This is a genomic window from Pseudogemmobacter sp. TB195, from assembly GCF_058313095.1.
The window spans coordinates 1-673 of record NZ_JBZEGG010000117.1; the positions used below are offsets into that span (position 1 = coordinate 1).

Genomic DNA, 673 nt, shown 5'->3' on the forward strand with positions numbered 1-673 from the left:
GTCGCATTGACCCGCGCCGTGATCGCAAGCGTCCGCGTTACCCCATTGGCCAGCGCACCAATCGTCCAGTCCCCCGTCCCGGGAACATAGGTCCCGGGTCCGCTATGCGTCTGATAGCTATAGCCCGAAGGCAGAAGGTCAGTCGCACTGACAGACGTCGCATCCGAGGGGCCATTATTGGTCACGGCCAGCGTGAAGACCACAGTCGAACCCACTGCAGGCGTCGCGTTGTTCACCGATTTCACGATGGCAAGATCGGTCCGGGGCACGGGTACAGGCGTAACGCTGCCGCTGTTATTGCCAGGCGTCGGGTCCGTCTCGGCGCCGGTCACACTGGCCGTATTGCCATAGGGCCCACTCGCATTGACCCGTGCCGTGATCAGCAGCGTCTGTGTCACCCCATTGGCCAGCGCGCCAATCGTCCAGAGCCCGGTCCCGGAATCATAGCTCCCGGGGCCGCTATAGGTCTGATAGGTATAACCCGAAGGCAGCAGGTCAGTCGCACTGACAGACGTCGCGTCCGAGGGGCCATTATTGGTCACGGCCAGCGAGAAGACCACAGTCGAACCCACCGCAGGCGTCGCGTTGTTCACCGTTTTCAAGATGGCAAGATCAGTCCGGGGCTCAGGTGCCGGCGTCACGCTGCTGCTGTTATTGCCAGGCGTCGGGTCCG

1 protein-coding gene is annotated in these 673 nt (G+C 62.7%); it reads right to left on the bottom strand.

Going from position 1 to position 673, the window contains the following annotated elements; translation table 11 throughout:
* The coding region (locus AC4FS3_RS28910; RefSeq protein WP_491023404.1) for a DUF11 domain-containing protein at positions 1-593 on the bottom strand (593 nt) is incomplete at its 3' end.
* Positions 594-673 lie beyond the last annotated feature (80 nt).